Below are 22,302 nucleotides of genomic sequence, written 5' to 3'. Positions count from 1 at the left end.
TGTTACAATATTTAGTGCTTAAGCACGAGGAGGAACAAAGAATGGAACAAGGAACAGTAAAATGGTTTAACGCAGAAAAAGGATTCGGATTTATCTCTCGCGAAGACGGAAGCGACGTATTCGTACACTTCTCAGCTATCCAAGGAGACGGATTCAAAACTTTAGAAGAAGGCCAATCAGTAAGCTTCGATGTTGAAGATTCAGATCGTGGACCTCAAGCAGTAAACGTAGAAAAAAACTAATTCATCCATTCCAAAACATCTGACATTTGTCAGATGTTTTTTTTTGCTGTGAAACACTGCGATTGAGAAACAGAGCAGATGTTGAACAGTACTAGACGACCAAAGGGAGAGTAGTAACCTTACTAGTGAAACACCTGCATTTATACTTAAAAAAAGAAAATCATTAATGTACCTTCAATTAAAAAAAGAACTAAGCAAGAAAAAATCTAATACAAAACAAAAAAGGCATCTGTGACTATTATTCACTAGATACCTTTAAATCGTATTAGAACTTGAATCGTTCATTTAGGTTGATAACTCCTTAAATAGATTTTTTCAATTCTTTTACTGCTTGTGTAATCGTGATACCATAAGCAATATTTGCTTGGTCATTTGCATCAATAGCCATAAACAAATTTTTCTTTGTATCAAGTGCTACACGGTATTTTAATACTTTATTACCAAATGTCATAATAATTCTCCTCTCTTGATTCTTATGAAAGGCAACGATATCTGATAACGAAATTCCATGGTTACTATAACATGCTTTGCTAAAAGTGTAAAGAGGGAAGTTTAAGTTCTAGCAGTATTTTTGTTGAAAGCCCTTTTTTGTAGTACAATGAAGCTATCAAAGAAGGAGGTTTTTATCATGGGAGAAACGTATAAGAATATTTTAGTTGCTGTGGATGGTTCGGATCAATCAGAAAAAGCATTTCAAGAAGCGGTTAAAATTGCTAAACGAAATAATGCTGCATTACACATTTTGTATGTTATTGAAGAAATGGGCAATTATTTTGGCGAATTGACAATGTCAATGGGAACAATGATGGAAGAACTTCGCACAAGAGAAGAAGAAGCAATGAAGGAAAGAGAGTCAAAAGCTCTTGAACTAGGACTGACCCAAGTATTTACGTATGTTATGTATGGCTATCCGAAAACGTTGATTGCTGATTTTACAGAGTCAAAAGAACCAATCGATTTGATTGTAATTGGCAGAACTGGTTTAAATGGTTTTGAAAGGTTGATGGTAGGCTCAACGACCTCTTACGTTGTTAATCATACAAAGGCCAATGTTTTAGTGGTGAATAATATAGTATAGAAAAAAGGCAATTGACAGATAAAATCCGTCAGTTGCCTTTTTTTGATAGTCAAACTCATGATGTCATGATCATTGGTAAAATCATTGGATGACGTTCTGTTTTTTCAAATAAGAACGGTTGTAAAGCCGCTGTAATTGCATCACACAATTTTGCTTCTGTACAATTTTCATCACGCAATGCTTCACGGATCGCGTTAAATAATAAACGTTGTCCTTCATGGATCATTTCGCCAGATTCTCTCATATAAACAAATCCGCGAGATAAAATATCTGGACCAGCTAAGATTTCTTTATTTTTAATATCGACTGTAGCAACGGCAAGAACCAATCCTTCTTCAGAAAGAATTCGGCGGTCACGCAAGACCACATTACCGATATCACCGACACCGTTACCATCTACATAAACATCGTTAGCGTTAAAGTGTCCAGCAATATGTGCATCATCAGCGGTCAGTGCTAAAACATCACCATTTTCCATAATGAAACAATTGTCAGCAGGAACACCGACATCTTGTGCTAACGAAGCGTGGATTTTCAACATTCTAAATTCACCGTGAACAGGGACAAAATATTTTGGCTTCATTAAACGCAACATTAATTTTTGTTCTTCTTGCCCGCCATGACCGGAAGTATGGATATTGTTGATTTTACCATGGATAACTTCGGCACCTGCTTCTGAAAGAAGATTGATCAAACGGTTTACACTTGTTGTATTACCAGGAATTGGTGAACTTGAAAAGATAACAGTATCACCAGGCTGTACTGAAATTTGACGGTGAGTTCCGTTAGCAATCCGGCTCAAAGCAGCCATCGGTTCACCTTGTGAGCCTGTACATAAAATCATTGTTTCATTTGCAGGCAGCTGATTTAATTCAGAGGCATCTACGAAAGTCCCTTTAGGAACGTTGATGTAACCTAAACGTTCACCATTGACAATCGCATTTTCCATACTGCGCCCAAATACCGCAATCTTACGCCCCGTTTTAACCGCTGCATCAGCAGCTTGTTGCAGTCGGAAAATATTTGAAGCAAAACTGGCAAAAATAATTCGTCCTTCGATTTTTTCGAAAATTTTTAAAATAGAAGAGCCAATTGTTTTTTCTGATTTAGTAAAGGTTGGAATTTCAGCGTTTGTACTATCTGAAAGCAGACACAAAACGCCTTCATCACCTAATTTTGCCATCCGATGTAAGTTTGCTGGTTCACCGACTGGCGTAAAGTCAAACTTAAAATCACCTGTTGCAACGATATTGCCGGAAGGAGTCTTAACGACTACACCTAAAGCATCGGGAATACTATGCGTTGTTCTAAAAAAGCTTACAGATGTTTTACGGAAGCGAATCACTGTATCTTCATTGATTTCATGCATCTCGGCATCACACAATAAACCATGTTCATCTAATTTATTAGTGATCAAAGCTAAAGCTAAAGGCCCAGCATAAATCGGTATGTTTGCCTGACGCAATAAATACGGTACACCACCGATATGATCTTCGTGTCCATGAGTGATAACTAACGCTTTAATTTTGTGCAGGTTTTGAACGATGTAGCTGTAATCTGGAATAACATAGTCGATCCCAAGCAAATCATCTTCTGGAAATTTGATTCCAGCATCAATAATGATGATCTCATCTTGGAATTGAACCCCATAAGTGTTCTTTCCGATCTCGCCCAAACCGCCTATAGCAAAAACGCCGGTTTCATTGTTTTTTATATTTACTTTCATACTAAAACTCCGTTAAAGAAAATTCCGCATGCTCTTGCTCATAAGCTAAGTGATTTTCATCAAGCGCTTGAATGTATTCAATATTATATGGGGTATTTTCTTCTACTTGTTGACGAACGATAACATCGTTTTCTGCTTCAACATAGATTGATTTTGTATCTTCTCTTTTTGGGTTTCTTGTTTTTGTTTCTTGATAATAAACTTTATAAATCATAGTTTTTTCTCCTTTATCTGCCAATGCAGTTGGTTATTTATTTTTAATAATTTCTTACTGTAATTTTGAACACAACAAAATGAGGTGGTTGACCACCTGAAAAACAATTGTCATCAAAAACATCAGTTGATGATGATATGAAGCCTCGACTTTGCTTCACGTTACTTGTTTTATGGAAACTATCTTTCTTCAACCGTCCCTTGTGTTGTGTTGTACAACAATTAATCGTATTTTATCATAAAACAGCGAATAAGTATAGAAACAGACTTGTTACTTTAAAGAAAACCTTAGTATTCATTTGGTTTGTCTAAAGGAGTAGATTTCTTTTTATTAAAATACAAATTCAGAAAAACTAGATGAAGTAAAAAGACAATGGCTAAGGTAGTGGTCATCAATGGGTTTTGGACAATCAGACAAGGAATCGCAAAAACCACAAATAAAGTTGAAAATAATTTTACTCTGCCTAGCGGTGTGATCTTTTTTTCCACAATAGATTCTTGGATATATTTTTGATAATAGGTGGATTTAATAAATTTTGTATACAGATAATCAGAACTGCGCATCCAGAAAAAGGCAGTTAAAATATAAAAAATCGTTGTAGGTAAAATTGGTAGAAAAATCCCTAAAGTTCCTAACCCAAATGTGAGACATCCTAAAGAAATATAAAGTATTTTTTTCATAGCTTGATCCTATCGCTTTCATCCTATTTTAGTTTGAAAATTAAAGTAACTACCATTATAACATAGTAAAAATGTTCCAGTTTAGTATTCACTTGAAAACTGTAGGATTTTCATTTAAATATAATTTACCTGACTATTAGTTTTATGCTATAGTGGAAGTACTGGGTAAAAAATTGTAATAGGAGATGATAGATTGAAATTGATGTGGCGTTACACGATGAGATATAAGAAATTATTGTTTTTAGATTTCATTTGTGTTTTTGGATTTATATTGATAGAACTAGGATTACCAACGATTTTAGCACGAATGATCGATGTGGGGATCAAAAATAATGACTATGCTTATGTAAAACAGCAAGGCTTGTTGATGATCGGAATCACAGTTGTTGGTGTGGCGATGAATATTATGTTGGGGTATTTTGGCGCACGAATGACAACAAATATTGTCCGTGATATTCGAGATGATCTATTTGAAAAAGTACAGACTTTTTCCCATCGTGAATATGAAACAATAGGTGTATCTTCGCTGATTACTAGAACGACAAATGATGCGTATCAAATCATGTTGTTTATGGGGAATATTTTGCGTATTGGTTTCATGACACCGATGATGTTTTTCGTCAGCTTATATATGGTTATGCGAACAAGTCCGTCATTAGGTTGGTTTGTTTTAGGTGCGTTGCCGTTTCTTTTGGCCGCCGTGGTATTGATTGCTAAAATATCTGAACCTTTATCAAATAAACAACAAAAAAATCTAGATGGAATCAACGGAATTTTACGAGAAAATCTTTCCGGTTTACGAGTGATCCGGGCGTTTGTTAATGAGAAGTTTGAAGAAAGCCGTTTTAGCAAAGTCAATGAAGACTATACGAAAAGCTCAAAAAGCTTGTTCCGTTTGATGGCAGCAGCTCAACCAGGATTTTTCTTCTTATTTAATATCGTAATGGTATTAATCATTTGGAATGGTGCGCTACAAATCGACCAAGGCAGCTTATTAGTTGGTGATTTGATTGCGTTTATTGAATATATTTTCCACGCATTATTTTCGTTTATGTTATTTGCCAGTGTGTTCATGATGTACCCTCGTGCGGCTGTTTCAGCTCGTCGAATTCAAGAAGCATTTGATATGGAGCCAGTGATTCGTGAAAATGAAGCAGGCGTAACAGAAACAAAAACTAAAGGCTACTTAGAATTTAAAAATGTTACATTTGCTTATCCTGGACATTCAGAAAGTCCTGTGATCCGTAATGTTAATTTCACAGCATCCCCTGGAGAAACGGTGGCGTTTATCGGAAGTACTGGGAGTGGGAAATCTACTTTGATCCAATTGATTCCACGTTTTTATGATGTTTCAGAAGGTGAAGTATTGCTTGATGGAGTGGATGTACGTGATTACAAATTAAGTACACTACGCAATAAGATCGGTTATATTCCGCAAAAAGCGTTACTATTCACAGGAACAATCGCAGAAAATATGCGTTATGGTAAAGAGGACGCAACTCTTGAAGAGATGGAATTAGCTGCCGAGATTGCCCAAGCGACAGAGTTTATTTCTCAAAAGCCTGATGGCTATGATGAGCTTCTTTCAGAAGGTGGAACAAACTTCTCGGGTGGTCAAAAACAACGTTTGGCAATTGCTAGAGCTGTAATACGTCGTCCAGAAGTTTATATATTTGATGACAGTTTCTCAGCATTAGATTATCAAACCGATGCAAATTTAAGAGCTCGTTTGAAAAAAGAAACAACCGAATCAACTGTTCTGATCGTGGCACAACGTGTGGGAACGATCATGCATGCAGATAAGATCGTTGTTTTAAATGAAGGAGATGTCGTTGGCATCGGAACCCATCGTGAATTACTTGAGAATTGCCCTATCTATTATGATATTGCTGCTTCTCAATTGTCAGAGGAGGAATTAGCATGAAAAACGCACTCTCTTCTATTAGACGTTTAGGTAGATATATCAACCCGTATAAAGGAACATTTATTTTAGTGATTATCTTTACGATTTTAACTGTTGCTTTTAATGCTGCGTTGCCGTATGTTTCAGGACTGCCCATCACAGAAATTAGTAAAAATGTTGCTGAAGGAACGGGTTTGAATTACTCATATATCATTCAATGCCTGATTTGGATTTTGATTGTAGGACTTGGCTATTGTGCCGCACAATTTTTGTCAGGATTTTTGATGGCAACAGTTGTTCAGCATTCTATGCGCGATTTACGTCGAGATATCGATGAAAAAATCAATCGCTTGCCAGTTTCTTATTTTGATAAAAATCAACAAGGAAATATTTTATCTCGTGTAACGAATGATGTGGATGCTGTGAGTAATGCGATGCAGCAAAGTTTCATTAATATTGTCTCAGCTATTTTAGGAATTGTAATGGCTGTTGTGATGATGTTTTATATCAATTGGTTGATGGCGCTGATTTCGATCATAATGATTCCTTTGTCATTATTTATCTCAAAAACAATCGTTGGTATCTCACAAAAATATTTCCAAGGAATGCAAAATGCACTTGGAAATTTAAATGGTTATGTACAAGAAAATATGACTGGTTTTAGTGTGTTAAAACTTTACGGACGAGAAAAAGAAACCTTACAAGGCTTTAAAAAAGTTAACCATAACTTGAATAGCTTTGGTTTTAAAGCAACATTTATTTCAGGGTTGATGTTACCACTTGTTCAAATGACAGCTTATGGTACCTATATCGGTATGGCTGTTTTAGGTAGTTATTATGTGATTACTGGAGCTATCGTGGTTGGACAATTACAAGCATTCATCCAATATATTTGGCAAATCAGTCAGCCAATGGGAAACATCACGCAACTGTCAGCAGCATTGCAAAGCGCTTCTGCCGCAACGACACGCGTGTTTGAAATTTTGGATGAGCCTGAAGAAGAATTGAATGAACATAATATTCCGTTACCAGAAAAAGTTCAAGGTTCTGTTCAGTTTGACAATGTCAGCTTTAGTTATGATCCAGCGAAACCATTGATCAGAAATTTGAACTTTGAAGTAAAAGCAGGTCAAACAGTTGCTATAGTTGGTCCAACTGGTGCCGGAAAAACCACATTAATCAATTTATTGATGCGCTTTTATGATGTTAATGCTGGAGCAATCAAAATCGACGGTATCGATACGAAGAAAATGGATCGAAGTGATGTCCGCTCTGTCTTTGGGATGGTCTTACAGGATGCCTGGCTATATGAAGGAACGATTGCTGATAATATCCGCTTTGGTAAATTAGATGCGACTGATTATGAAGTTGTGGATGCAGCTAAGACAGCTAATGTTGATCACTTTATCCGCACAATGCCTGATGGCTACGAGATGGAAATCAATTCTGAAGGAGACAATGTTTCTCTAGGGCAAAAACAATTATTGACGATTGCTAGAGCAGTAATTTCTGATCCAAGAATTTTGATTTTAGATGAAGCGACAAGTTCAGTTGATACTCGTCTGGAAGCTTTGATTCAAAAAGCGATGGAACGAGTAATGGAAGGGCGCACAAGTTTTGTGATCGCACACCGTTTATCAACGATTCGTGAAGCTGATTTGATTCTTGTTATGAACCAAGGAGAAATCATTGAAAAAGGAACGCATAACGAGCTATTAGAGCAAGGCGGTTTTTATGAAAAGCTGTATAATAGTCAATTTGCTGAAGATGGCGATTACGATTAACAAGTATGAAGGAAAGACACCGATTAAGGGGGTCTTTCCTTTTTTTGATGGGGATGAAGAAGCATTTTTAACTACGTAATTTAGCCGAATTTGTTATACTAAGGTCAGTAGAAGAGGTGAACGATATGACAAAAGAGTATTTTATTGCAGCAAGTGCCGATGTTTATGGTAATGTTGTGCTAGCTAAAGATACTAGTATTTGGTTTCAATCGGTGCTTAGAGGAGATAACAATGCAATTACGATCAATGCTGGAAGTAACGTACAAGATGGCACCGTGATCCATGTTGATCAGGATGCACCAGTCATAATTGGAGAAAATGTAACAATTGGACACCACTGCATGCTTCATGGTTGTACGATAGAAGACGGAGCCTTGATTGGCATGAGTTCAACGGTTTTAAATCATGCTAAGATTGGGAAAAATAGTTTGATTGGTGCAGGCTCTTTAGTCACTGAAGGAACTGAGATTCCACCTAATGTTTTAGCATTCGGACGTCCAGCTCGAGTTATACGTCCTTTGACGAGAGAAGAAATTCGTAAAAACAAAGAAAATGCACAACATTATGTGGATTTATCGAAAGAATTTGCTGCAGGAAACTTTGAACGTTTAAACTAAAAAAGTGTAATAGTAGGCTGACGATACAAGAAAAGAAAGAGGCGAGGAAGGAATGTTTCTAACTATTAGTGATGAAGCACAAGTAAAATTGACCCCTTACATTGAAAGTAAAGCAGTGATTATTTTGGATTTAGATGATGGTGTTGGCAAGTATTCTAAAATGGGTGTTTGTTCTCTTGATACAAGTTTCCGTTTATTGATATTGGATCAAATGCAGGATAAATCTGATTTTAATTTGACAGTAGATTCGTCTATTGGCGCTATTTATATCAAGGATTACTCTAAACGCTATTTAGATGCAGAGATGGCGCTAGAAGTTGATCCTCGTTTACAAGTATTTAAGTTGAAAAGTCCTAGTGGTATTTTGGATGGGAATGTTCCGATTGTAGATTTACGACCGTAACTAAAAAAACGAGAAGGGAAATTCCTTCTCGTTTTTTTAGTTTGGTCTTTTTAAATCGAATAAGCTATCAATATGAGCATACGTATTACCAGCTAAACGTGCAATCGGTTTGAAGACTTCTGGTAAGATGTATTCACTTTCTTGATCAAATATAGCTTCATCAAAATAAAAATCGGTTATTTCAACAATAAATAAATCAGTAATGATCTGATCGTCATGATTTTTAATTGGGACATATTGATGTAATCGTGCTTCCATACGAATAGGTGCAGCCTTAATTCCGGAAACTGTCACCGAGTTACTGGCAGTTGTTTCTATTTTATTGATGATAATTTCACTTTGATCAGCTGTTAGAGAGGCAGCTGTTTGGTTCATCGATTCAACGACTTGATCGTTCACTAAGTGGATTACCAGTTCCTTCGTGTCTATAATATTTCTAGCAGTATCTTTTATTTCTCCATCTCGTCTAAGAATCGATAGGGTGACTAATGGAATATCAGAAGCCGCAGCGTTAAAAAAGCTGAATGGTGCTGCGTTTACGGTTTCGTGATTTTTATTCAGCGTTGTTACCCATGCGATAGGACGTGGGATGATACTGCCAGATAGAAATTTATAAGCTTGTTTTGCTGACAAAAATTTGGTTGGATAATGCAACATAAGGCTCCTCCATTTCTCTGTTATTAACGTGTTTTATTGGCGTCAGAAGTGTTAAATGGACGAACAAATTCTTCGATTTCTTTTCTTTTTCCTTCTAAAAATGGTGGTAAAGACAATTTTTCTCCTGCAGCTTCATAAGTTTCATCTTCCAAGAAACCTGGTCCATCAGTGGCTAATTCAAATAAAATGTGAGGAGCCGCTCTGAAATAATCAGATTTGAAATAAAAACGTTCAACAAAACCAGAGTTAGGAAATTGAAGTTGATTGATTTTGTTAATCCAAAAGCGTAAAGCATCTTGATCAGCTACACGAAGAGCTAGGTGATGAACATTTCCAAAACCTTCTTGTGCATCTGGAAGATCATCCCGATGTTCAACGATAACACTTCCGCCATTGCCACCTTCACCTACTTCAAATAGATGAAAACTACCTTGCGCATCTACAAGCTTAAAGCCTAAGACTTCAACTAAAACCCGTTGCATATGGTCAAAATCTGCTACAGTGACAAAGACTGGACCTAATCCAATCAAAGCATGCTCAGCTGGAACGTCTGTTTTTTTCCAAGGCGTGCCACTTGCTACACCGTGATTGTTTTCATCAGAGATCAATTGATACTGTTGCTTGTCGAAATCTTCAAATTCAAGGTACTTTTTACCGAAACGTTCTTGAATTTCTCCGTGATCGATTTTATGCTCGTTAAAACGATCGATCCAATAAGTTAAAGAGGCATCATTTTTAACACGAAAAGATGTGCGGGAAATAGTATTTGTCCCTTTACTGCCTTGTGGAATACCTGGAAAGTCGAAAAAGGTCATATCAGTACCAGCAGACCCAAGATCATCTGCAAAAAATAAATGATAAGTTTGAATGTCATCTTGATTGACTGTTTTTTTGATTAGCCGTAATCCAAGAGTATCAGTAAAAAAGCGATAGATTTTTTCTGCACTTGATGTCATTGCTGTAACATGGTGAATTCCGCGAATTTGTGTATCCATAATATAAAACCTCCAAATTAGTAGTTATTCTTTTGTTATTCACTTACTAAAAGTAAGTTTACATCTAAACTAAGAAATAAGCAACTTTTTTATCTTTTCTTAACTATTGATGGAAATGTTAAGAAGGAGTACTATAGGGATATTAAATGGAAAAAGAGAGTGGGGGAAAAATCATGGAAGAGAAAAAAACGTTTCATGTTAACGGTTATATTGCCTTGGTCGTGTTGGTAATTTTAATTGTCATTGGAGGGTATTGTTTTTATTTTGGTGTAACAGATGAAAGTTTTGGCATGATTACGATTGGACTGGTATTGTGGGTAATCTCGGCTTTGTTTTTAAGTTCATTAACGATCGTTAGTCCAAATCAAGCGAAAGCGATTTTATTTTTTGGACAATATTTAGGTACGATCAAAGATAATGGTTTATTTGTGACAACACCTTTAACTCAAAAAATCAATGTTTCGTTAAAAGTACGCAACTTTAATAGCTCATTGTTAAAAGTAAATGATTCAGATGGGAATCCCGTTGAAATTTCTGCAGTTGTCGTCTTTAAAGTAGTTGATACAGCGAAAGCCTTGTTCGATGTTGATCGCTATCAAGATTTTATAGAAATCCAAAGTGAAACAGCGATTCGCCATATTGCGACACAATATCCTTATGATACGTTTAATGACGATGATTTGACTTTACGTGGAAATACAACTGAAGTTTCAGAGGAAATGGCCAAAGAATTGCAAGAACGTTTATCTGTAGCTGGCGTTGAAGTGATCGAAACTCGCTTAAACCATCTTGCTTATGCGACAGAAATTGCCAGTGCAATGCTGCAACGGCAACAAGCCAAAGCCATTCTTTCTGCACGACAAATTATTGTTGAAGGAGCAGTTTCTATGACGCAAATGGCTCTGGAGCAAATAGAAGATGGGCAAGAAATCAATTTTACTGACGACCGTAAAGTTCAATTGATCAACAATCTTCTCGTATCGATCATTACAGATAAAGGCACTCAGCCTGTGATCAATACTGGGGAAGTTCATGAAAGATAGAACAATTTTTACAGACGGAAGTCCATACTTAAGGACTTCTGTTTTTTTATTTTATTTAGCTGATATCTAAAATTATGATAGGATAAAAGAAAAAGAAAGTGAGTCTATTATGCAATATAAAACAATTTTATTTGATTTAGATGGAACAATCACAGATTCTAGTGAAGGCATTATCAACTCAGTGACCTATGCTTTAGAAAAAATGAATTTGACGCTACCTACAAAAAATGAACTTTATTCTTTTATTGGCCCGCCTTTAAATGACTCGTTTAAACAGTTATATAACTTAGATGAGAAATCAACGGAACAGGCAGTGAGTTATTATCGTGAATATTACCAGGTGAAAGGAATGTACCAAAATCATGTTTATGAGGGAATTTTGGAATTATTGCTGACCTTGAAAAAAGCTGATTGTCGTTTGTATATTGCAACATCTAAGCCAGAGATTTATGCGAAAAAGATTTTGGAGCATTTTCATTTAAGCGATTATTTTAATGGTATTTATGGAGCTAGCCTAGATGGAAGTCGCTCAAAAAAAGGGGATGTTATTCGTTATGCGCTAAAAGAAGCAAAAATTTCCTCTTTGAATGAAACGATCATGATCGGTGATCGGAGCCATGACATATTAGGAGCTAAAGAAAATGGTTTAGCTAGTATTGGTGTGTTATACGGATTTGGTGATGTAGCAGAATTGAAAAGGGCAGGGGCTTCATTTATCGCTGCAAACCCTAGCGACATTGAAAAAATAATTATTAATGACTAAAGTAAAAAAGAGCGTTCGATGCCAAACTAGGTATGAAGCTCTTTTTTTTGTTTTATTCTGGTAATTGGTCATAAGCTAAGCGTGCAATGATTTCTTTATGTTCAGGATAAAGCACATTCAATTGTTCTTTTGTGAATAACTCGAAATCTTGGTAATCAAATCCAGGAGAAACCATACAACTGACTAAGGCAAATTCCCCACTACTTTCGATACTTGAGCCAAAAATCACATTTTTAGGTACAATAGCTTGCAACACTTCTCCTTTTTCTAAATCAGTTCCTAATTGAATTATTTCATAGCGACCATCTGGATGTAGCAAATGAATACTTAAAGGAGAACCAGCATGGTAATACCACACTTCATCCGAGGTCAAGCGATGAAAATGAGAAGGATTTCCTTTGGTCAATAAAAAATAAATACTTGTGTAATAAGGCCTTGTTGTATCAGCTGATACTTGTAGTGATTGTTCAGAGCGTAAAATTTGTTTGAAATAACCGCCTTCTGGGTGAGGTTCCAGCTTAAGTTGAGCAATCCAATAATCTTGATTTTTTTCCATAATCGTTCCTCCGAGTAATTTAAATAGAAGTTCAACAATCGTTTTTTTATACAGTCATCGTCGTTCTTCAATAGATACATTTTAACTGTTATGTTGAAAAAAATGAAATTTTTAATGTGGAAAAACGCTGAAATCGATTGGTTCTACGGCAAAAATTAGTAATTCTCAAATATTTTAATAATATCCTTAGAATTTGATAAAAGAAAACCCTTTCTTCGGTTATAATTAAGTTCAATAAATCACATGAAGGAGAGTCTTATGAGCAAAATAAAAACTGTTATTGTAGGTGCAAACCATGCAGGGATTGCCGCGGCGAATACATTATTGGATACTTATCCGGATCAAGAAGTAGTGATGATCGACCGAAATACCAACCTTAGTTATTTAGGTTGCGGGACGGCGCTTTGGGTAGGTCGTCAAATCGAATCATACGAGAATTTATTCTATACGAACAAAGAAGCTTTTGAAGCAAAAGGCGCTAAAATTTATATGGAAACAACAGTAGAGCGTGTTGATTTTAAACAAAAAATTGTTCACTGTAAAAAACACAATGGAGAAGAATTTACAGAAAGCTATGATAAATTGATCTTGGCAACAGGTTCAGCGCCAATCAATCCAAATATTCCTGGAAGAGATTTGAAAAATGTTGAATTTTTAAAACTTTTTCAAGATGGTCAAACAGTCGATGCTGCAATGGCAAAAGAAGAAGTTAAAACCGTTGCTGTAATCGGGGCTGGCTACATCGGAGTTGAGATTGCGGAAGCCGCTAAGCGTCGTGGTAAGAATGTCTTGCTGTTTGATGCAGCCGAAAGATGCTTGCCGAATTACTACGACAAATGGTTCACGGATGACATGGACAAAGTCTTAGCGGACAATGGTCTTGATCTTCATTACAATGAATTAGCCAAAGAATACAAAGGAACTGAAAAAGTTGAAGCTATCGTAACAGATAAAGGCGAATATGCAGTTGATTTAGTGATCAATGCCATTGGGTTTAGACCAAATAATGCTTTAGGAAAAGATCACTTAGAATTGTTTGCCAATGGAGCTTATCTTGTTGATCTGCATCAACAAACTAGCGACCCAGATGTTTATGCAGTCGGCGATTGTTCAACCATCTTCTCAAACGCTGTGCAACAAACAACCTATATCGCATTAGCGACAAATGCTGTTCGCTCAGGAATTGTTGCAGCACATAATATTGGTGGTACACCATTAGAATCAATCGGAGTTCAAGGCTCAAACGGTATTTCAATTTTTGGCTATCATATGGTTTCTACAGGTCTGACAGTGCAAGAATCAGAAAAATTAGGACTAAAAATAAAATACACTGAATTTGAAGACCTGCAAAAACCAGGCTTCATGAAAGAAAACAATAAAGTAAAAATCAGAATCGTTTATGAAGAAGACAGCCGCAGAATAGTCGGCGCACAAATGGCTTCCTACGAAGATATTTCAATGGGAATCCACATGTTCTCATTAGCAATCGAAGAACAAGTAACAATCGACAAACTAAAATTATTAGATATTTTCTTCTTACCGCATTTCAATCAGCCTTATAACTATATTACGATGGCTGCACTTAGTGCTGAGTAATCTAGAAGAAAAAGCGTTTTTAATCAAGAGGCTGGAAGCTCAAGTTCCATGCCTTTTTTTATTAAGCACAGAAAACGATTCTTACAAGTTAGTGACTTTTCTCTAAAAAAGTTTAAATTTAAAAATCTTTCATGTATAATGGTTAAAGTTAAAGACGATACATAGAAAGTAAGGAGGATTTGTTTTGGCAGACGATAACCAAAATAATCAAGATCATTCCACATCTTCATTCAAAGATCAGGTTTTGCGTTCTTTGCGAGGAGAAGAGATTGGAAATGATGATTCAGCTTCCTCTGAACACAATGCTCAGAACTTATCACAGCATAACGAAGCAGAATATATTAGAACAGACAATTCACCAAATAATTACCAAAAAGAACCTGTACAATCTACCGAGGTGGAATCAGTTGGCTCACGTAGCTCAGAGCACCATACAAGACGTGCAGATAAGGAAACTGGAACAGAAGAATCTAATAATATACAGAAACCTAATGACGATAACGAAAACAAACGCACTAGAAAAAAAGAAGACCGAATTGTCAGTAGAATTGTATTGATCGTGGCCTCTGTTTTAATATTAGTGATTGCTATTTTTGGCTTTACTCTTTATAAGTATGTTAATTCTGGGTTACAGCCGTTGGATAAAAAAGATACAAAATTAGTTCAGGTGCATATCCCAGAAGATTCATCTAATAAGAAAATTGCCAATATTTTAGAAGATAGCAAAGTCATCAAAAGTGGCATGGTCTTCAATTATTATGCTAAATTTAAAAATCTAACTGATTTTCAGGCGGGATACTATCAAATGTCGCCTAACATGACACTAGATGAAATTGGTGCTCTGTTGCGAGAAGGCGGAACAGCCGAACCAACACAGCTTGCAGATGGAAAGCTTACGATACCAGAAGGTTTTGACATTGACAAAATCGGTGATGCAATCGAAAAAAATACTGGTTTTAAGAAAAATCAATTTATTGAATTGATGAAAAATCAAGAGTTTTTCAATACAATGAATCAAAAATATCCTGAATTATTAGCAAGTGCTGCGCAAGCAAAAGATGTTCGTTATCGCTTTGAAGGATACTTATTCCCAGCAACCTATGACTACTACAAAGATGCAAAATTAGAAGATTTTGTAGATCAAATGATTGCAAAAACAAATAGTGTGATGGAACCATTTATTCCAATGGTCCATGCTAAAGGAATGACGATCCAACAAGTATTGACACTTGCGTCACTAGTTGAAAAAGAAGGCGTAAAAGAAGAAGATCGCAAGAAAATCGCACAAGTCTTCTTTAATCGAATTGCAGCAAATATGCCGTTACAGTCAGATATCTCAATTCTCTATGCTTTAGGTGAACATAAAGAATTAGTCTCTTATACGGATTTAGAAGTAGATTCACCGTATAACCTATATAAGAATACTGGTTATGGTCCAGGACCATTAGATAGTCCTAGTGAGCAAGCGATTAACGCAGTGTTGAATCCAACACAAAATAATTATCTTTACTTTGTTGCTGATATCTCAACTGGTAATGTGTATTTTGCAGAGACCTATGAACAACATCAAGAGTTTGTAGATAAATATGTAAATAAAGAAACTGAAAAAAGCGAATAATGTTTAAGTTTGCGTACTATAATACGAGCCAACCTGTTAGATGGGCGGCTCGTTTCGCTTTACTTCAGATCATGAATTACGTTCAGAAAGTGGATAAAGAGTCAATAGTTCCAAAAAAATTCTAGCAGAATTATAAAAATTAAGGGAATATTATTTACAATTTGCTTAAAGCGTGGTACTCTTTTCTGGATTGAAAGCGGAATTTTTCAATGAAGATAAAATAAGACAATGTAGTAAGTTAAGAAGGAGAAATTAACATGGCAGAAAAAGTATTTCCTATGACACTTGAAGGAAAAGAAAAATTAGAACAAGAATTAGAAGAATTAAAAACAGTTAAGCGAAAAGAAATCGTTGAACGTATAAAAATTGCGAGAAGTTTTGGTGACCTATCTGAAAACTCAGAGTATGAATCAGCTAAAGATGAACAAGCATTTGTAGAAGGACGAATCACAACATTAGAAAATATGATTCGTTTTGCACAAATCATTGATAATGATGGCGTAGATTCAGATGAGGTTTCAATTGGAAAAACGGTAACATTTATTGAATTACCTGATGGTGAAGAAGAAGAATATACAATCGTTGGAAGTGCAGAAGCAGACCCATTTTCTGGTAAGATTTCAAACGATTCACCTATTGCACAAGCATTGATCGGTAAACGTTTAGATGATCAAGTAGCTATTGCGACTCCGGGTGGAGATATGCAAGTAAGAATCACCAAGGTTGGCTAAAAAGCTAAGCAAATTTTGATGAATGACAAAATTGCACGAAATTGGGACAGAAAATACTTTTGATTCCAACGTTTATCTGGACCCCACGTGAGTGGGATATGACTCGCAGAGTTATATCCCACTCACGTTTTCTTGAAAAATTAGGGCTAAAGTCCTATAGTAAAATGCGACTCAAGCAACTAACATTAAAATGGGAATCAAGGTATACTATTTCTATAGAAAGGGGGATAATAATGAATAACCCATGGCGTTTTTTTATTGTAGTAGAGGCATTACTTTTTCTTTTAGCATTATGGCAAATTTTACATAACCCAGGTCTAGTTGTTTTATTAGTATTGGGTATCTTAAGCGTTATTTATACAATGAAAAAAGTTCATCGTAGTAATTTCAATAACTTTCAACTCGTGTTGGGGGTCATCTTGATTTTGATCGGTGTGATGAATAGTCCTGCATTTTGGTTGATGCTAGTATTCGGCATTTTATTTATTGGGTTAAAAGGCGTAGAAATTGCCGGAGTTGATATTACACAACGAGCACCTTGGCGAAAGAAACAAATGATTATGGTGGAAACAACCAACGTTGAACTAAAAAGCGGGCGTCGTTTCAAGCGTCCTTGGTTTGCTAATGAACGTATCGGCAGTAACGTTTATGAATGGGATGACATTAATATTGATATTCTTTCAGGCGACACGATTGTTGATTTGGGGAACACACTATTACCCAAAGATGACAGCATCATTATTATTCGCAAAGGATTTGGACGGACAAGAATTTTAGTTCCTCTAGGAGTTGCAGTGATGTTAGAACATTCGACTTTTTATGGAAATGTTAACTTTGAAGAAGAAAAATATCATCTGAAAAATGAATCATTAAAAGTGTATAGTGGTGATTTTGATACTAATAACCGCCGTTTGAAAATCATTACTAATACATTAGTCGGAGATGTTGAGGTGATTCGTGTATGATGGGTAAGGTTTCACGACAGATGCTTTCTTTATACGCTGCTTGCAGCACGTTTATTGTTGTTTTACTTACTCTCTTTTCATACTTTCATTCGATCAAGCAGAAAAACTGGATGCTGGAATTAATTCAAAGAAAAGTTTTTTACATTCCATTGATTTTCCATATGCTTTTGATTTCTCTTTTAGTTGGGTTATCGACCTTTTTACTCGTATCTATTGTGCAAAAAGCACAATATGGTAGAATTGAAGAAAAACTGCGACTATTAGCAAGAGGTAGCTATGAGAATCCGCTGATAGCTAAGAGTGTACCTCATGCTAGCAATGATCAATATATTGGTGAAGTCGATCAAGATATTTTAAGAATTAGAACGAAATTATTAGAAATGTCAAAGGAACTGCAATTATTAAATAGCCGTCCACAAATAATGGATGGAGAAACCAAAGAAGAGATTTTAGAAGCAGAACGTCATAGACTGGCCAGAGAGCTTCATGATTCTGTCAGCCAACAGCTGTTTGCTGCAATGATGATGCTCTCTGCGCTAAATGAGCAAGCACAACGAAGTGAAACACCTGAGATGTTTCGTAAACAACTGGTGACAGTCACAGATATCATTAATGCTTCTCAATCTGAAATGCGCGCATTGTTGTTGCACTTACGTCCAGTAAGTTTAGAAGGAAAAAGCTTACGTAAAGGAATCGAACAATTATTAAAAGAACTGCAAACAAAAATCAAGATCGAGCTGACTTGGGATGTTGAAGATGTTCATCTGAATAACAGTATCGAAGATCATCTGTTTAGAATCGTCCAAGAGCTACTTTCTAATACACTTCGTCATGCGAAAGCAAAAGAACTTGAAGTCTACCTACATCAGGTAGATAAAAATGTGCTATTGCGTTTGGTGGATGATGGAGTTGGTTTTGATATGAGCGAAAATGATAATAAAGCCGGTAGTTACGGCTTAAAAAATATACGTGAGCGTGTCGCAGGTATGGGCGGCATCGTTAAGATAATCAGCTTTAAAGGACAAGGAACAAGCGTTGAGATCAAAGTGCCTGTAATAAAGGAGGAAATAACAAGTGATCAAAGTAATGTTAGTGGATGACCATGAAATGGTACGATTAGGCGTATCCTCTTATTTATCAATTCAAGAAGATATTGAAGTGGTTGGAGAAGCTGAAAACGGCCAGATCGGCTATGAAAAAGCGTTAGAATTACGCCCAGATGTAATCTTAATGGATTTAGTTATGGATGTCATGGATGGAATTGAATCAACAAAGGCGATTTTAAAAGATTGGCCGCAAGCACGAATCATTATTGTCACTAGTTTTATTGATGATGAGAAAGTTTATCCAGCGATTGAAGCCGGAGCTGCAGGTTATCTATTGAAGACCTCAACGGCTCACGAAATTGCAGATGCAATCCGAGCTATCTCAAGAGGAGAACGAGTTTTGGAACCAGAAGTCACGACCAAAATGATGGAACGTTTAACTAAAAAACAAGAACCCGTTCTTCACGAAGATTTGACGAACAGAGAAAACGAAATTTTGATGCTTATAGCTAAAGGTCGTAGTAATCAAGAGATTGCGGATGAGTTGTTCATTACGCTTAAAACGGTTAAGACTCATGTATCGAATATTTTGGCTAAATTAGATGTAGAAGACCGCACACAAGCGACCATTTATGCGTTTCAACATGGCTTAGCAAAATAAAAATGAATCAAATGAAGTAACTAAAATAAACGTAATTAGTTTGTCTTAGTTGCTTTTTTGCATACTATAAAGCAGAGTAAAAAAAGCGTAAGGTACAGCTGATTCTGTTCAATTGTCTAGGTGTTTGTTATACTAAAATCAAATGTAAGGGTAGGAGAAGGAAAAATGAAGCAAAATTATGCAATTATCGGCTTAGGAAGATTTGGTGGCAGTATTTGTCAAACATTGATTGAATCTGGTCAAGAAGTGTTAGCCATTGATAGCAATGAAGATCGAGTAAATGAATACATGAATATAGCAACCCATGCAGTTGTAGCTAATGCGCAAGATGAGACAACTTTGCGCTCTTTAGGGATCCGTAATTTCGATCATGTGGTCGTAGCAATCGGTGAGGATATCCAAGCCAGTATTCTGGTTACTTTAATGGTCAAAGAGATGGGTGTACCTAATGTGTTAGCTAAAGCTGTTAATGAATATCATGCAAGAGTACTTGATAAGATTGGTGCAGATCTAGTTGTTCATCCTGAAAGAGATATGGGGATTAGAGTAGCTCATAAGTTAGTTTCCAGAAATATTTTAGATTATATTGAATTATCAAATGAAGTTTCTTTAGCAGAAGTTCGTGTTTCAAACCCTAAATTTTATGGAAAAACATTAGGTGAACTGAACTTTCGTCAACGCTTCGGCTTGACAGTAGTTGCAATTCGCCGATCAAAATCCGAAGTCATTGCATCTCCTGCAGCAGAAGAGATGGTCAGGGAAAATGACAATTTATTAGTCGTTGGAGAGACAGATGATGTTGATTTATTAGATGAAAAAATGAACGAGTAAGGCTTAAGCACTTTATTCTCTGAAAATCTGAGTCTATGCTAAAATGAAAAGTGTGGTAGTAAGCTTTGCAGGTAAGTTTCTCAGCAAAAAGATAAAATGGAATGTGAAAAAACATCACAGTCGGTTTTTCCCTATTTTTAGTTGAGACTCGACGAGCCGGCTACGCTTTTATGTTAGGAGGAAATCGAAGATGAAATTGACAATTACGCCGCGTGCGCAGCAATGGTTCAACGATGAAGTAGGTGTTACCTCAGATAGTGGTATTCGCTTTTATGGTAAAATTTATGGCAAAACAGATGTACATGAAGGCTTTTCGATTGCGATGTCCGTTGAGGCACCGGATCAACCATTAGTCAAAGAAGTGATTGATGGCATTACTTATTTCGTAGAAGAAACAGATGACTGGTTTTTTAAAGGCTATGATTTATTGGTGGATTATGATGAAGAGAAAGATGAACCCAAATATGTATTCGCTGAAAATAGTGAAGATTTAAAGCAATAAAGCAAATTATGCTATGAATAATAAAGAGAAATAAATAAAAAAATAAGCAGATTTAGACAACAAACTACATGTTAGTCTGACCTGCTTATTTTTATTTGTATCAAACACTTATATAAGAAGACTTTTCTGTGTATCTTTTATGTAATGTATCAATGAGTTTTACTTGATAATCTAATGCTGGTGATAAAGGGATAATTTGAAAATTTTTAGCTTGCTTGATCTTATCAGGCAATAGAAGTTTGGATGTAGCTATATAAAAATCATAGCTGTCATCAGAGGTTGAGGTAACAAATGAAACAGAAACAAACGAAATTTGTTCTAAAAAATCATAGAGAGATTGAAGGAAAATCGCATTAGGCGATAAAATAATTCCGACATTCAACTGATATTTCTTATTACTTCTTTCATAAAAAGGGAGTAGCAAAAATGAACAAATATAAACCAAGTCCTCTAAGCAGTTTCTTATCCAGGCAAATTCAGTTTCTAAAATAATTTCTTTTAGGAACGCCCTGACTTTTGAAGAAAGATGTACGTACAAAGGTTTTTGTTCTTTCATACAAGTTTCCATAAAATTGATTGTTAATGGTAAAGAATCTTCTAAAACAGAGTGATTTAGACATGTTATGAAAATATTGATATTAAGTAATTCTTTTTCATCAACAGTTAGTTTTCTTTCAGAAAATAACGGTAGGTAAAACTCTTCAAAACGTCCAATTAAATTACCTAATGGCTGTTGTTCACTATCCATGTACTCTTTTACATAGCTTATTCTGGGATCGTCTGCGTAAACGTAAACATTCCAATAAAACATCATAAATGAAAGGAATGTAGCTTCTCTATCTATGTAGTGTTGGGGTAACCTGAATTTTTCCAGTTCTTTAATAAAAGAAGTATTGGTTTTAGGAAACACCAACTGCTTAAAAGGAGGCTCAATAATAAAATGTTTTTTTTTGATTCGTAATTTGGAAATAGTGGTTAATAGATACCATTCTCTTGGTTCAGCATAAGTCATCCACTGATGATCTTCTTGATCAAATAGGTCGATTCCTCTTTTAACTTCACCCAAAGCTAAAAATAGATCCTCTCCATAAGATGTAATCCAAAAAAAATTTAAATAAACAATTCGAATTAAGTTTTCTTTTCCTGTAAGTTGAAGCTTTGAACAATTTAGTTGAATATCAAAAGTTTTTAAATAATTGATTAATGGTTGAAGCCTTCGTATAATGGATGCTCGGCTTATGAAATGATCTCTACAAAAATTTTCTATAGTGTAATTATTTTCTAAAATCGTAGCAAGTAAAAATTTATAAGGTAAACTTTTTCGAAATAAAAATTGAGAGTAGGGAATATCTCTTAATTTTGAGGAATCAATTTGTACCTTCCCTTGATCAGTTAATAAACTAAGGTTTTGCTTTTCCATGAGATCTTCATGTATTTCAGAGAATATTGAGTTCAAGCGAGCATAAGAAAAGTCTGTGAATTGCTCAAAATAGTGAATACTGTATGTACCGTCTGCAGTAGTTAAGAGTTGATTAAAAACACTGATTTTACGCTGGGCAACATCATCTAATAAGATGTCTTCTAACATATTTAGTCTCCCTTCAATAAATAATTATAATTTTTTGATTAAAAGTTATTCTTTTCACAAAAATGAATATATCATAAAAAACATTTACTATTTACATAATAAC

General features: G+C 35.5%; 24 protein-coding genes. 16 read left to right on the top strand and 8 right to left on the bottom strand.

Annotated features, from left to right (window positions below):
- The first annotated feature begins 41 nt into the window (after positions 1–41).
- On the top strand, positions 42–242 hold the full coding sequence (locus JZO69_RS06360; RefSeq protein ID WP_069636133.1) for a cold-shock protein: 201 nt from the start codon (positions 42–44) through the stop codon (positions 240–242).
- 301 nt (positions 243–543) lie between these two features.
- Here the strand turns inward: JZO69_RS06360 and JZO69_RS06355 are convergent, their stop codons facing one another.
- The gene (locus JZO69_RS06355; RefSeq protein ID WP_207112056.1) at positions 544–693 is read right to left on the bottom strand and encodes a hypothetical protein; all 150 of its coding nucleotides are present in this window, start codon (positions 691–693) and stop codon (positions 544–546) included.
- Positions 694–870: 177 nt separating this feature from the next.
- Here JZO69_RS06355 and JZO69_RS06350 point away from each other — a divergent pair, with 177 nt between their 5' ends.
- Positions 871–1,320, top strand: coding sequence for a universal stress protein (locus JZO69_RS06350; protein WP_207112055.1), 450 nt, complete (start codon positions 871–873; stop codon positions 1,318–1,320).
- Positions 1,321–1,375: 55 nt separating this feature from the next.
- On the opposite strand, the gene rnjA is transcribed toward JZO69_RS06350, so the two are convergent.
- The 3 genes from rnjA to JZO69_RS06335 form a co-directional block, all read right to left on the bottom strand.
- Entirely contained in the window at positions 1,376–3,046 is a 1,671-nt protein-coding gene (gene rnjA, locus JZO69_RS06345; RefSeq protein WP_207112054.1) for a ribonuclease J1, read from the bottom strand.
- A gap of 1 nt (position 3,047) precedes the next feature.
- Positions 3,048–3,260, bottom strand: a complete 213-nt coding sequence (locus JZO69_RS06340; RefSeq protein WP_010770914.1) for a DNA-directed RNA polymerase subunit epsilon — start codon at positions 3,258–3,260, stop codon at positions 3,048–3,050.
- Positions 3,261–3,547: 287 nt separating this feature from the next.
- Complete coding sequence (locus tag JZO69_RS06335) at positions 3,548–3,940, bottom strand: YbaN family protein (protein WP_207112053.1); 393 nt, start codon at positions 3,938–3,940, stop codon at positions 3,548–3,550.
- A gap of 193 nt (positions 3,941–4,133) precedes the next feature.
- Here JZO69_RS06335 and JZO69_RS06330 point away from each other — a divergent pair, with 193 nt between their 5' ends.
- From JZO69_RS06330 to JZO69_RS06315, 4 genes are all read left to right on the top strand, one after another.
- The gene (locus tag JZO69_RS06330; protein WP_207112052.1) at positions 4,134–5,864 is read left to right on the top strand and encodes an ABC transporter ATP-binding protein; all 1,731 of its coding nucleotides are present in this window, start codon (positions 4,134–4,136) and stop codon (positions 5,862–5,864) included.
- A complete protein-coding gene (gene efrB, locus JZO69_RS06325; protein ID WP_207112051.1) occupies positions 5,861–7,627 on the top strand; it encodes a multidrug efflux ABC transporter subunit EfrB in 1,767 nt (588 codons plus the stop codon). Before JZO69_RS06330 ends, efrB begins: the two co-directional genes overlap by 4 nt.
- 125 nt (positions 7,628–7,752) lie before the next feature.
- The gene (locus tag JZO69_RS06320) at positions 7,753–8,244 is read left to right on the top strand and encodes a gamma carbonic anhydrase family protein (protein WP_207112050.1); all 492 of its coding nucleotides are present in this window, start codon (positions 7,753–7,755) and stop codon (positions 8,242–8,244) included.
- Positions 8,245–8,296: 52 nt separating this feature from the next.
- Positions 8,297–8,647: an iron-sulfur cluster biosynthesis family protein gene (locus tag JZO69_RS06315; protein ID WP_207112049.1), complete on the top strand. Its 351-nt coding sequence runs from the start codon at positions 8,297–8,299 to the stop codon at positions 8,645–8,647.
- A 36-nt stretch (positions 8,648–8,683) separates the two neighbouring features.
- Here the strand turns inward: JZO69_RS06315 and JZO69_RS06310 are convergent, their stop codons facing one another.
- Both JZO69_RS06310 and JZO69_RS06305 read right to left on the bottom strand, forming a co-directional pair.
- The gene (locus tag JZO69_RS06310) at positions 8,684–9,304 is read right to left on the bottom strand and encodes a flavin reductase family protein (protein ID WP_207112048.1); all 621 of its coding nucleotides are present in this window, start codon (positions 9,302–9,304) and stop codon (positions 8,684–8,686) included.
- A 23-nt stretch (positions 9,305–9,327) separates the two neighbouring features.
- Complete coding sequence (locus JZO69_RS06305) at positions 9,328–10,299, bottom strand: ring-cleaving dioxygenase (protein ID WP_207112047.1); 972 nt, start codon at positions 10,297–10,299, stop codon at positions 9,328–9,330.
- 173 nt (positions 10,300–10,472) lie between these two features.
- Between JZO69_RS06305 and JZO69_RS06300 the strand changes: the two genes are divergently transcribed.
- Entirely contained in the window at positions 10,473–11,342 is an 870-nt protein-coding gene (locus tag JZO69_RS06300; protein WP_207112046.1) for an SPFH domain-containing protein, read from the top strand.
- 109 nt (positions 11,343–11,451) lie between these two features.
- Positions 11,452–12,105 (top strand): HAD family hydrolase, encoded by a 654-nt coding sequence (locus JZO69_RS06295; RefSeq protein ID WP_207112045.1) that lies wholly within the window; start codon positions 11,452–11,454, stop codon positions 12,103–12,105.
- A gap of 52 nt (positions 12,106–12,157) precedes the next feature.
- On the opposite strand, the gene JZO69_RS06290 is transcribed toward JZO69_RS06295, so the two are convergent.
- Positions 12,158–12,661: a cupin domain-containing protein gene (locus JZO69_RS06290; protein ID WP_207112044.1), complete on the bottom strand. Its 504-nt coding sequence runs from the start codon at positions 12,659–12,661 to the stop codon at positions 12,158–12,160.
- A gap of 258 nt (positions 12,662–12,919) precedes the next feature.
- Here JZO69_RS06290 and nox point away from each other — a divergent pair, with 258 nt between their 5' ends.
- The 8 genes from nox (at position 12,920) to JZO69_RS06250 (ending at position 20,611) form a co-directional block, all read left to right on the top strand.
- On the top strand, positions 12,920–14,257 hold the full coding sequence (gene nox, locus JZO69_RS06285; protein WP_207112043.1) for a H2O-forming NADH oxidase: 1,338 nt from the start codon (positions 12,920–12,922) through the stop codon (positions 14,255–14,257).
- Positions 14,258–14,735: 478 nt separating this feature from the next.
- Positions 14,736–15,875, top strand: coding sequence for an endolytic transglycosylase MltG (mltG, locus tag JZO69_RS06280; RefSeq protein WP_430733253.1), 1,140 nt, complete (start codon positions 14,736–14,738; stop codon positions 15,873–15,875).
- A gap of 257 nt (positions 15,876–16,132) precedes the next feature.
- Complete coding sequence (greA, locus tag JZO69_RS06275; protein WP_207112041.1) at positions 16,133–16,606, top strand: transcription elongation factor GreA; 474 nt, start codon at positions 16,133–16,135, stop codon at positions 16,604–16,606.
- A 233-nt stretch (positions 16,607–16,839) separates the two neighbouring features.
- Entirely contained in the window at positions 16,840–17,571 is a 732-nt protein-coding gene (liaF, locus tag JZO69_RS06270; RefSeq protein ID WP_207112040.1) for a cell wall-active antibiotics response protein LiaF, read from the top strand.
- Positions 17,568–18,671 carry a sensor histidine kinase gene (locus JZO69_RS06265; protein WP_207112039.1) on the top strand — a complete coding sequence of 368 codons (1,104 nt, stop codon included), beginning with the start codon at positions 17,568–17,570 and terminating at the stop codon, positions 18,669–18,671. The genes liaF and JZO69_RS06265 overlap by 4 nt, the downstream gene beginning before the upstream one ends.
- Positions 18,646–19,278, top strand: a complete 633-nt coding sequence (locus tag JZO69_RS06260) for a response regulator (protein WP_207112038.1) — start codon at positions 18,646–18,648, stop codon at positions 19,276–19,278. Before JZO69_RS06265 ends, JZO69_RS06260 begins: the two co-directional genes overlap by 26 nt.
- Positions 19,279–19,443: 165 nt before the next feature.
- Positions 19,444–20,109, top strand: a complete 666-nt coding sequence (locus JZO69_RS06255) for a potassium channel family protein (RefSeq protein WP_207112037.1) — start codon at positions 19,444–19,446, stop codon at positions 20,107–20,109.
- Between the two features lie 190 nt (positions 20,110–20,299).
- Entirely contained in the window at positions 20,300–20,611 is a 312-nt protein-coding gene (locus JZO69_RS06250) for a HesB/YadR/YfhF family protein (protein ID WP_207112036.1), read from the top strand.
- A gap of 100 nt (positions 20,612–20,711) precedes the next feature.
- Here JZO69_RS06250 and JZO69_RS06245 read toward each other — a convergent pair whose 3' ends face one another.
- Positions 20,712–22,199 carry a helix-turn-helix domain-containing protein gene (locus JZO69_RS06245; protein WP_207112035.1) on the bottom strand — a complete coding sequence of 496 codons (1,488 nt, stop codon included), beginning with the start codon at positions 22,197–22,199 and terminating at the stop codon, positions 20,712–20,714.
- Positions 22,200–22,302 lie beyond the last annotated feature (103 nt).

Origin of the sequence: Candidatus Enterococcus ikei (assembly GCF_017316105.1) — a bacterium.
GTDB classification, from domain to species: domain Bacteria; phylum Bacillota; class Bacilli; order Lactobacillales; family Enterococcaceae; genus Enterococcus_L; species Enterococcus_L ikei.
Note: the sequence above shows the minus strand (reverse complement) of the source record. Positions and strands in the feature narration are given on the sequence as shown.